Here is a 10,278-nt window from a genome sequence, read left to right as displayed (position 1 = left end):
CCCCACCACCCCCGCCCCCCCCCCCGGCCGTCCTCGTCGGACACGCCATGGGCGCGCTGACCGCCTGGCAGCTCGCCGCCAAGCGCCCCGACCTGGTACGGGGCCTGATCATCTGTGACATGCGGGCCTCGGCGCTCGGCGCGGCCTCGCAGCGCGAGTGGGCCGACTGGTTCCGGTCCTGGCCCGTCCCCTTCGTGACACTCGCCGACGTACGCAAGTGGTTCGGCGAGGACGACCCCTGGGTGGAGCGCCCGAATCCGGCGCGCGGCGAGTTCTACGCCGAGGTCATGCAGGAGTTCGCCGACGGCTGGCGCCCCGTCTTCGAGCCCGAGCAGATGCTCAAGTCCCGCGAGACCTGGGTGTACGACGCGCACTGGGAGGAACTCGCCCAGGTCCGGTGCCCCGCGCTCGTCGTGCGCGGCCTCGACGGGGAGCTGGGGCGGGCGGAGGCGCAGGAGATGGTGCGGGTGCTGCCGCTGGGCGAGTATGCGGAGGTCGCGGATGCGGGGCATCTTGTCCACTATGACCAGCCGGCGGCTTGGCGGGCGGCTGTCGAGCCGTTTCTCGATGCGGTGAGCGTGCGGTGAGGGCGCTATGAGCTCGGGGGTTCCGGGCTTGTGGCGGGTGCGGGTTCATGGAGGTTGATCGCGCTCACGCGGCAAAGCCGCATATCGATACGGCCCCGCGCCCCTGGGTGGGGTGCGGTTCCCTGCGTCGCATCGTTCCGTTTCTCCGTGGCACTCTCCGGGGCACGAGGGCCCCTCAGCCCCTGCTGACCGCCGTCAGGATCTCCGGGAGGCGGGTCGAGGTGCGGGGGGCCGCCAGGTGCAGCCCGGCGGCGGTGATGGCTGCGCCGTACACCGCACCCACCGGCAGCAGCAGCCAGCTCCACGCGCCACCGTTCGCGCTCACGTTGAGCCAGATGGTCAGCGCGATGACCGGGGCGCACAGCAGGGCGGCCGAGACCATGCCGCCGAAGATCGCGATCCAGGCGAGGCCCGCCTGGCCGGGCGCCACGTTCTTGTGGCCCTCCTGCGGGATCGAGTAGGGGAAGCGGGCCGACGTCCACGCGCCGGTCGCCAGCATCGCCCCGAGCAGCGCGAAGGACAGCCCGAGCACCTCGGGCAGCCGGGCCCAGGCGCCGAGCATCGCGGTCGTCAGGACGGTTACGAGCGTGGCGTACGGCAGTGTGATCACCAGCAGTGCCAGCGCCCGCCCGCGCAGCTCGACGTACGCGTCCCGAGGCGACGAGATGGACATCGCCACCATCCAGAACGCGGACGTGTCCTGACCGAACTGGTTGTACATCTGGATGCCGAGCATTCCGGCGGCGAAGCACGCGAAGTAGATCGAGCCGGTGCCCTGCAGCGCGTTGAACACGGGCACGATCAGGCCGATGGCGAGCGAGGTCACCCACGCGGCCTTGGTCTTGGGGTCGCGCCAGATGTAGCGCAGCGTGCGCTCCATGACGGTACCGGTGCGGCCCGCGGGCAGCAGCCGGCCGAGGCCGCTCGAGGAACGTTCCCGGGCGCCGGCGTCGGCGGCCTGGAGGGTGGAGCCGTCGGGGGAGGTCATCAGCCGGGTCAGACCGCGTGCCCACACGGCCACCAGGAGTCCCAGCGCGGCGGCGGAGACCAGCAGTTGGGCCACCGCCGTGCCGTACGCCCCCTCGGCCACCGAGTGCACCGCGCCCACCGCGGACGCGGGCGGCAGCCAGCGCAGTACGTCGGCCACCGGGGCGAGCTCGCCGAGCCCGGCGGAACCGAGGCGCTGCGCGCCGAAGTTGACCAGCTGCGCCCCGATCGCGATGACCAGCCCGCTGAGCACCGCCAGGTCGCGGCCCTTGCGGCTGGTCAGCAGCCGTACGTTGGCGGTGGCGACGGCGCGCGCGAGGGCCACGCAGACCAGCAGCGCGAGGGCGACGGCGACCACCGCGGTGCCGTACGCGGCCGCCCCGTGCGCCACGGAGACCACACAGCCCGTCAGCAGGAGCACGGTGAACAGCGGGCCGATGCCGACCAGCGAGGCCGCCAGCAGGGCCCGCACCAGGGGGCGCGGCCGCAGCGGCAGCATCACCAGCCGGGTCGGGTCCAGGGTCTCGTCGCCGCTCGGGAAGAACAGCGGCATCACCGCCCAGCCCAGGGCCAGCACGGACGTACCGAGGACGGCGACGGCGTCCGCGTGCGCGTTCCCGCGCAGCGCGATCAGGCCGAGCAGTTGCAGGGCCGCGAACAGCAGTGCGACGACGGCCGACGCGATGAACGCGGCCCGCCGCCCGCCGGACTGCCGCAGCCCGTTGCGCAGCAGCGACAGCTTGAGCCGTACGACGGTGGGGGTGACGCCCGTCATCGGGCCCCGCCCCCCAGCCAGTCCAGGTCCGAGGCCGCGTCGCGTCCCCGCGCGCCCACGAGCTCCAGGAAAGCCCCCTGGAGAGTGGGGTGTTCACCGCGGACCTCGGCGAGTGTGCCGGTCGCGCGGATGCGGCCCGCCGCCATCACGGCGACCCAGTCGCACAACGACTCGACGAGCTCCATGACGTGGGAGGAGAAGACCACGGTCGCGCCGGAGGCCGTGTACCGCTCCAGGACGCTCCGGATGGTCTGCGCGGACACCGGGTCGACGCCTTCGAACGGCTCGTCGAGGAAGAGGACTTCGGGGTTGTGGAGGAGAGCGGCCGCGAGTCCGATCTTCTTGCGCATGCCGGTCGAGTAGTCCACGACGAGCTTGTGCTGGGCCCCGGCCAGATCGAGCACGTCGAGGAGTTGGCTGGCCCGCTTGTCGACCTCGCCGCCGGGCAGTCCGCGCAGCCGCCCGCAGTAACCGAGCAGTTCCCGCCCCGACAGCCGCTCGAAGAGCCGCAGCCCTTCGGGCAGGACACCGACGCGTGCCTTGACCGCCACCGGGTCCCGCCACACGTCGTGGCCCACCACCTCGACGGACCCCTGATCGGGGCGCAGCAGACCGGTCACCATGGAGAGGGTGGTGGTCTTCCCGGCCCCGTTGGGCCCCACCAGCCCGATGAACTTCCCCGCGGGCAGATCCAGATCGATCCCGGCGACGGCGACCTGCTGCCCGAACCGCTTCCAGAGTCCCCGTACCCGTACGGCTGCCGCCGCTTCCACCACTGCTGCGTCCGTCATGCTGAAACCCTACGGCGGGGCGGCCGGCCCGAAGGGGCGCGGGGGAACCGCGGCTAGCGGTCCCGCCCGCAGGCGTAGGCGAGCGGTGAGATCAGCTCCTCCGCGTCCGGCAGCCAGCGGTTGGCGGGAGTGGGCCGGCAGGCCCACTGCACGGCGCCCTGCGAGCCGAACCGGGTGGGCGGCGCGGCCACGTACGCCCCCTCGCCGAGCGCCACCAGGTCGAGGGTGCCCAGGGACCAGCCGAGCCTGCGCACCGCGTCGGGCACCTTCACCGACGCGCCGGGCAGCACGAAGAAGTGCATCCGCCGGTCCGGGGTGAGCGTCACCGGCCCCAGCGTCAGCTCCATCCGTTCCATCCGGGCCAGCGCGAGGAACCCGGCGGTCTCCGGGACGGACAGCGTTTCGAACGTCCGCCCGGTCGGCAGCAGGATCGACGCCGCAGGCTGCTTCTGCCACATGCGGCGGGCGACGGTCGCACTGCCGGTCGCCTGTGTCTCCCAGTCCGCGCGCGCGGGATGCGCGCCGGGCGCGGGGCACGTGGCGTCGCCGCAGGAGCAGCGCTGCACCCCGTCGACGGCTTCCAGCCAGGTGCCCGGGAACACGTCCCAGCGGCGTTCCTCGGCGTAGCGCACGGCGGTCTCCAGCAGCGATTCGCCGCGCTGCTTCGGAATCTGGGCGGCTTCGGTGCCTGCGGTCGTCTCTTCCACGTTCCACTCAACTCCCGCGTCCACCTGGAGTTACGGGCGTAGCGCGCGCGGGGGAGGAGCATCGATTCCGCGACTGGGGCGCATGGGTGCACGCGTGGGGGCGCGCGGGAGGAACCGGGGCGTGACCGGGGTAGCCAGATGTGGGGGTGGCGGCAGCCTTTACCCCGGCAATCCTCGCATGTCCCGCATTGTCGGCATGTCCGCGGGGCATCGATCTTCACGGCCGGATCTTTCCGCATCAGGGGTTCGCAGGGGGTTATGCCATGGCCGCAAGGCCTCTCGTCGCGCGGCAGCCGAACGAACGGCTGCAGGCGCTCATCCAGGAGGCGGGGTGCTCGAACGCCGGGCTCGCCCGCCGCGTCAACATGTGCGGTGCCGAGCACGGTCTCGACCTGCGCTACGACAAGACGTCGGTGGCCCGCTGGCTGCGCGGACAGCAGCCGCGGGGCCGGGCGCCCGCGATCATCGCCGAGGCACTGGGCCGCAAGCTGGGCCGTACGGTCACGATCGACGAGATCGGCATGGCCAACGGAAAGAACCTCGCCTCCGGCGTCGGTCTCCAGTTCTCGCCGACGGTACTGGGGGCCATCGAGCAGGTCTGCGAGCTGTGGCGCAGCGACGTGGGCCGCCGGGACTTCCTGTCCGGTTCCTCGGTCGCGGCGTCCGCGCTGGTCGAGCCGAGCAGGGACTGGCTGATCTCGGCACCGGACTCGCAGGTCGCGCGCCAGGCGGGGCCGCGCGTGGGGCAGTCCGACGTGGCGGCCGTGCGCGCGATGACGCAGGCACTGACCGGTCTCGACCACCAGTACGGCAGCGGGCATGTGCGCCCGGTCGTCGTGCACTACCTCAACAGCGTCGTCTCCGGGCTGCTCGCCGGCTCCTACCGGGAGGCCGTGGGCCGCGATCTGTTCGCCGCGGTGGCGCGGCTGACCGAACTGGCCGGGTACATGGCCGTCGACACCGGTCAGCCGGGGCTCGCCCAGCGGTACTACATCCAGTCCCTGCGCCTGGCGCAGGCGGCGGGCGACCGCGGGTACGGCGGCTATGTGCTCGCCGCGTCCATGAGCCACCTCGCCGCGCAGCTCGGGAACCCGCGGGAGATCGCACAGCTGGCGCGGGCGGCGCAGGAGGGGGCGCGGGGGCGCGTGACCCCGCGCGCGGAGGCGATGTTCTTCGCGGCCGAGGCGCGTGGGCACGCCCTGCTGGGCGACGCGCGGGCCGCCCAGGCGGCCTCCGGACGGGCGGTCACGGCCATGGAGTCGGCCGACGCCGCCTCCGGGGACGATCCGGTGTGGATCGCGCACTTCGACGAGGCGTATCTGGCCGACGAGCTGGCGCACTGCCACCGCGACCTGGGACAGGCCGAGGCGGCGGCGCGGTGCGCGGAGCAGTCGCTGGCCGGGCATCCCGAGACCCGTGCGCGCAGGAGGGCGATCGGCTATGTGCTGCTCGCCACGGCGCAGGTGCAGCAGCGTGAGATCGAACAGGCCTGCAGTACCGGCATGAAGGCCGTCGAACTCCTCGAGACGCTCCGTTCCAACCGTGGCGCCGAGTACCTGGAGGACTTCCAGCAGCGGTTGGAGCCGTACCGGGACGAGCCCGTGGTGCGGGAGTTCGGGGCGCGGCTGGACCTGCAGCAGGCGGCGTGAACAAGTGCCCCGTCGGTGCGTGAACGGGTGGGAAACGGCCCGTTGACGCACGGAGGGCGAACCGGAGGTGACATGAACAGCGCATCGCGGGGCGGTTTTGTTACTGCTGTCACAGGGACGAAGATCGCGCCCTGAGCGGCGTGGCACCCGGCTCGGGGGACCCGGTAGCGTGACCCGACGATTCCGAAGGTCCCCCATTCGTAGGAGTCCCGGTGACGCAGAGTGGACAGGGCGAGCCCGCGCGCGAAGGCATCGTGCTGCCCTCCGACGGTGGCGAGCCCGTGCTGCCAGGGATGACGGGGGGACCCGCCCCGCTGCCCCCGGCCGGCCAGACGCCCGCCGCGGTCCCGGCCGGCGGGCAGGCCTGGGGTCAGCCGTGGGGTCCCGACCAGCAGACCGCCCAGCCCGGCGAGAGCTGGCCCCCGGTGGCGGCCCAGCAGTGGGGCAGCCCGGAGCAGCCGCAGTGGAACGCGCAGGGCGCGCCGGCCGCGCCCGGCGCCGGTCCGCTGCCCCCGGAGGGAGCAGCCCCGGCGTACGGCGCCCAGCACGGGGCCTACGGCGCCCCGCAGCCGGCGTACGGCTCCGCCCCGCACCAGCAGGCCTACGCGCAGGACGGCCAGGCGGCCGCGCCCCTGCCGCCCGCCGTGCCCGACGCGTACGCGGCGCAGAGCGCCGGAGCGGGCGTGTACCCGTCGGCCGCCGACGGTGCGACCCAGTACATCCCGCCCGTCGCCCACGCCTCCGTGGATGAGGGCGCCACCCAGTACCTGCCGCCGGTCCCGGGGGCGGGTCCCGCTCCGGTGGACGAGGGAGCGACCCAGTACATACCCCCGGTGGACCCGGGCGCGATGCCTCCCGAGGCCGCCTCGGAGGCGACCCGGTTCCTGGGGCGTGCGGCGCAGCCCGCCGCCGGCTCCGACGCCGACGCCACCCAGTACATCGCGCCGGTGGCCCCGCCGTACGGCGGCGAGGACCGGCAGCCGCCGTCCGATTTCGACAGCCTGTTCCGCAGCGGGCCCGGGAGCCCGGCCCCATCCACGCAGCAGCTGCCCCGGGTGCCGGAGGCGCAGCCCTCGTACGCCCCGCCGGGACCCGTGGGCGGGCGGCGAGCGGCCCACGACGACGGCGGCGGCGGTGGCGGCCGGGGCGGCCGCACCGGCTCGAAGGTGCCGCTCATCGCGGCCGTCGGCATCGGCCTCGCCGTCCTCGGGGTCGGCGCGGGCGCGCTGCTCAGCGGCGGTGGCGGCGGCGACAAGGGCGACGCCGGCAAGAACGTGGCGGCCTCGGCCCCCGCGACCGACGGCTCCGCCTCCGCGGCGGCCGACCCGGCCAAGCAGCAGGCCGTCGCGCTGGACAAGCTGCTCGCCGACAGCGGCAGCAGCCGCGCGTCGGTGATCAGGGCCGTGGCCAATGTGAAGGCCTGCAACAACCTGGACTTGGCCGCGTCGGACCTGCGCGACGCCGCCAAGCAGCGCAACGAGCTGGTGACCCGTCTGTCGAAGCTGTCCGTCGACAAGCTGCCGGACAACGCCGCGCTGACCTCGGCCCTCACCAAGGCCTGGCAGGCGTCCGCGGCGGCCGACAACCACTACGCGGCCTGGGCCGACCAGGTCTCCGGCAGGCACGGCTGCAAACGGCATCAGGCCCGGACCACCGGCCAGACCCAGGCGGGCAACCGCGCGAGCGGCACCGCCAGCACCGAGAAGGTCACGGCGTCGCAGCTGTGGAACGCGATCGCCCAGAAGTACGGCCTCACCGAGCGCCAGCCGACCCAGCTGTGAGCCGGTGCGCCCCGGGGCCGGACCGGCCCCGGGGGGCCCGGGACGGGTCCTACCCGAGGTCCGCGTTCTGCAGCGTCTTCGTCACGTCCACGACCCCTTCCTTGCCGGCCGACACCAGCCGGCCGTCCCGGACGACCTGGACGGTCACGTCGGTGTTGACCAGGCGGGCGAAGCCGATCGAGGCGAGCCTGCCCTGGTAGGGCTGCCACTCGAGGGTCGGGGTGAGGCCGTTCGTACTGACCTTGAGGCCGTCGTCGAGGGTCCGCCGCACGCTGTCCGCGCTCACCTCCTGGTCGCCGAGCCGCTCCAGTACGGCCTTCAGGACGGTGTACGCGATCCAGGTGGTCTGCACTCCGGCGTCCGCGGAGTCGATGCGGTTGTCGTCGAAGGCCTGCTCGTTGATCACCTTCTTCATCCGGTTCCAGCGCGCGTCGGAGGCCACCGGGTACCAGCCGGTGATGTACGACCCCTCGTACGGTCCGGTGGCCCCGCCCGTCGCGTTGATCACGCTCTGGTCGACGCTGCCGAGGACGGTCGCGGTGCGTACCGCCGGGAACTTCTCCCGGGCGCGCCGGAAGGAGTCCATGAAGGTGTCCGTGCGGTCCCCGAGCGCGGGCACCACGCAGCCCCTCTTCACCGGGTCCTTGGTCGCCGACTGCAGGGCCCGCTGCGACGGGGTGCTGTACTCGGTGGAGTCCTCGGGGGCGAGCTGGTCGTCCGCGGCAGTGTGCCCGCCGGACTTCAGGCCCGAGTCGAGCAGCGGGGCCAGCTCGTCGCCGGCGATGCTGTCGGGCCGGACCAGGGCGACGGGGCCGCAGTTCGCGGCGAGCGCCTTGCCGAGGCCGGCCAGGAGCGCGGGCTGACCCCCGTTGACGGGGTAGGACGTGACGCTGGTGAACTCGTCGTTGGTCACCCCGTACCCGCCGATGTACGGGATGCCCGCGCTCTCCAGCCGGGGCAGGAAGGAGTCGCCGAACTGGCTGTAGGAGCCGACGACCGCGACCACGTTCTCGTCGACGGCGCGCTGGGCGCACTTCACGGCGTAGACGCTGTCGTTGTGGTCGTTGCAGTACAGGACCTTGAGCTTGCGGCCGTTGATGCCGCCGTGGGCGTTGATCCAGCGGGCGTACGCCGCGGCCATGGCGGGCATGCCCGGCTTGTTGGTGGCGTTGGTGTTCTCCGGCGCCCACGTCATGACCTTGATCGGGTCATCCCCGGAGCCCCCCGTGGCACCGGGGATGACCCCGCATCCTGCGGCGAGCGAGGCACACGCCACCAGGGCGCCCGCGGAAAGCGCGGTCGCTCTTCTGGCTGGCCGGGTGAAGATGGGGAGGAAGGTGCTGCGCGTGCGTCGCCTGCCGGTCATGGACACGCACGATTCCGCCACATCGCTAACCCAGGAGTGACCCTCGGTCAACGAAGGGTGACGTAAAGGTGAATTACAGGGGCCGGTGAGGCTCCCGGGAGAAGGAACGTACGATCGATGACCGTGCAAGGTTCGGAGAACTCTTCCCGTCGCGGCCGTCGCTCATCCACCATGGGCGGCATGCCACTCAACGACATGCCGTGGTGGCGCTGGCGCAGCAATGTGCGCTCCGCGCTGCACATGCTCTCCGATCCGGTCTTCCAGCGGGAGGTCTGGCTGGCGGGCGTGGACGGGTACGGCGACGTCACCGACGCGGTGTACCGGCTGGTGGAGGACACCTGGCTGGACAACTGGTCCGCCGAGAAGTACGTCGGCACGATCTTCCGGGACTCACAGGAGGCGGCGCTCGTCGACACGGCCGTGCTGCGCGTGCTGCGGATCATGCACCAGGTCGGGCCGGACGCGCCGGTCCAGGCCTACCTCGACCACCACGCGTGGCCGGAGGCGGTGCGGGCGGCCCGGGACGCGCACATACGCCTCGCGGCCAGCGACGGCGACGAGCCCGACGCGCCGCCGCGGACCCTCGAGGTGCTGCGCATCATGACCAGGTCCGCTTAGCGGACGGTCGCTCGCGGAGCGGGGTTCCTATGGGACCCTGTCCGGCATGAGTGAGCAGTCCGGCCGAGCCGCGGCCCCCGCCGACCAGTACGTTCTCACCCTCTCCTGTCCGGACAAGCAGGGCATCGTGCACGCCGTGTCGAGCTATCTGTTCATGACCGGCTGCAACATCGAGGACAGTCAGCAGTTCGGCGACCACGACACGGGACTGTTCTTCATGCGCGTCCACTTCTCGGCGGAGGCGCCGGTGTCGGTTGACAAGCTGCGGGCGAGCTTCGCGGCGATCGGCGACTCCTTCCAGATGGACTGGCAGATCAACCGGGCCGACGCGAAGATGCGCATCGTCCTGATGGTCAGCAAGTTCGGGCACTGCCTGAACGACCTGCTGTTCCGCGCCCGCATCGGTGCCCTGCCGGTGGAGATCGCGGCCGTGGTCTCCAACCACACGGAGTTCGCCGAACTGGTGGGGTCTTACAACATCCCCTTCCACCACATCCCGGTGACGAAGGACACGAAGGCGCAGGCCGAGGGGCGACTGCTGGAGATCGTGCGCGAGGAGCACATCGAGCTCGTCGTCCTGGCCCGCTACATGCAGGTCCTCTCGGACGACCTGTGCAAGCAGCTCAGCGGCCGGATCATCAACATCCACCACTCCTTCCTGCCGAGCTTCAAGGGCGCCAAGCCCTACCACCAGGCGCACGCCAGGGGCGTCAAGCTGATCGGTGCCACGGCGCACTACGTCACCGCCGACCTCGACGAGGGCCCGATCATCGAGCAGGAGGTCGAGCGCGTCGGCCACGACGTCACGCCGGACCAGCTGGTCGCCATCGGCCGCGACGTGGAGTGCCAGGCGCTGGCGCGGGCCGTCAAGTGGCATGCGGAGCGCCGGATTCTGCTCAACGGGCGCCGGACGGTGGTCTTCGCCTAGGTCCTGTGGGGGGGGGCACGCCCAGGGGCGACCCCACCCGCGGGGGGCGGGGGGGGGGGCGCGCGGGCGCGCCCCCCCCCCCCCCGCCC

The 10,278-nt window shown here is 72.6% G+C and carries 9 protein-coding genes; 5 read left to right on the top strand and 4 right to left on the bottom strand.

The features are described 5' to 3' along the window. A partial coding sequence (locus ACFW2E_RS31020) for an alpha/beta fold hydrolase (protein ID WP_384470388.1) occupies positions 1 to 587 on the top strand: 587 nt, incomplete at its 5' end. A gap of 175 nt (positions 588 to 762) precedes the next feature. Here ACFW2E_RS31020 and ACFW2E_RS31015 read toward each other — a convergent pair. The 3 genes from ACFW2E_RS31015 to ACFW2E_RS31005 are packed head-to-tail and all read right to left on the bottom strand — an operon-like array spanning position 763 to position 3,847. Next, on the bottom strand, positions 763 to 2,349 hold the full coding sequence (locus ACFW2E_RS31015) for a transporter (protein ID WP_384470387.1): 1,587 nt from the start codon (positions 2,347 to 2,349) through the stop codon (positions 763 to 765). Next, a complete protein-coding gene (locus tag ACFW2E_RS31010) occupies positions 2,346 to 3,140 on the bottom strand; it encodes an ABC transporter ATP-binding protein (RefSeq protein WP_384470386.1) in 795 nt (264 codons plus the stop codon). The genes ACFW2E_RS31015 and ACFW2E_RS31010 overlap by 4 nt, the downstream gene beginning before the upstream one ends. Positions 3,141 to 3,193: 53 nt before the next feature. Further along, a complete protein-coding gene (locus ACFW2E_RS31005) occupies positions 3,194 to 3,847 on the bottom strand; it encodes a bifunctional DNA primase/polymerase (protein WP_384470385.1) in 654 nt (217 codons plus the stop codon). Positions 3,848 to 4,110: 263 nt separating this feature from the next. On the opposite strand from ACFW2E_RS31005, the gene ACFW2E_RS31000 reads away from it, so the two are divergent. Further along, entirely contained in the window at positions 4,111 to 5,496 is a 1,386-nt protein-coding gene (locus tag ACFW2E_RS31000; RefSeq protein ID WP_384470384.1) for a transcriptional regulator, read from the top strand. Positions 5,497 to 5,708: 212 nt separating this feature from the next. Beyond that, a complete protein-coding gene (locus tag ACFW2E_RS30995; protein WP_384470383.1) occupies positions 5,709 to 7,277 on the top strand; it encodes a hypothetical protein in 1,569 nt (522 codons plus the stop codon). Positions 7,278 to 7,326: 49 nt separating this feature from the next. Here the strand turns inward: ACFW2E_RS30995 and ACFW2E_RS30990 are convergent, their stop codons facing one another. Beyond that, positions 7,327 to 8,643, bottom strand: a complete 1,317-nt coding sequence (locus ACFW2E_RS30990) for an ABC transporter substrate-binding protein (RefSeq protein ID WP_384470382.1) — start codon at positions 8,641 to 8,643, stop codon at positions 7,327 to 7,329. A 117-nt stretch (positions 8,644 to 8,760) separates the two neighbouring features. Between ACFW2E_RS30990 and ACFW2E_RS30985 the strand changes: the two genes are divergently transcribed. Both ACFW2E_RS30985 and purU read left to right on the top strand, forming a co-directional pair. Then, the gene (locus ACFW2E_RS30985; protein WP_384470381.1) at positions 8,761 to 9,261 is read left to right on the top strand and encodes a hypothetical protein; all 501 of its coding nucleotides are present in this window, start codon (positions 8,761 to 8,763) and stop codon (positions 9,259 to 9,261) included. 46 nt (positions 9,262 to 9,307) lie between these two features. Beyond that, the gene (gene purU, locus ACFW2E_RS30980) at positions 9,308 to 10,189 is read left to right on the top strand and encodes a formyltetrahydrofolate deformylase (protein ID WP_384470380.1); all 882 of its coding nucleotides are present in this window, start codon (positions 9,308 to 9,310) and stop codon (positions 10,187 to 10,189) included. Positions 10,190 to 10,278: the final 89 nt, after the last annotated feature.

This window comes from Streptomyces sp. NPDC058964, from assembly GCF_042741275.1.
Classification (GTDB): domain Bacteria; phylum Actinomycetota; class Actinomycetes; order Streptomycetales; family Streptomycetaceae; genus Streptomyces.
Note: the sequence above shows the minus strand (reverse complement) of the source record. Positions and strands in the feature narration are given on the sequence as shown.

Excerpts from the sequence above, each read along its gene's own strand:
- ACFW2E_RS30990 (WP_384470382.1), bottom strand. The coding sequence starts at position 8,643 with ATGACCGGCAGGCGACGCACGCGCAGCACCTTCCTCCCCATCTTCACC.
- ACFW2E_RS30985 (WP_384470381.1), top strand. The coding sequence starts at position 8,761 with ATGACCGTGCAAGGTTCGGAGAACTCTTCCCGTCGCGGCCGTCGCTCA.
- ACFW2E_RS31015 (WP_384470387.1), bottom strand. The coding sequence starts at position 2,349 with ATGACGGGCGTCACCCCCACCGTCGTACGGCTCAAGCTGTCGCTGCTG.
- ACFW2E_RS31010 (WP_384470386.1), bottom strand. The coding sequence starts at position 3,140 with ATGACGGACGCAGCAGTGGTGGAAGCGGCGGCAGCCGTACGGGTACGG.
- ACFW2E_RS31000 (WP_384470384.1), top strand. The coding sequence starts at position 4,111 with ATGGCCGCAAGGCCTCTCGTCGCGCGGCAGCCGAACGAACGGCTGCAG.
- purU (WP_384470380.1), top strand. The coding sequence starts at position 9,308 with ATGAGTGAGCAGTCCGGCCGAGCCGCGGCCCCCGCCGACCAGTACGTT.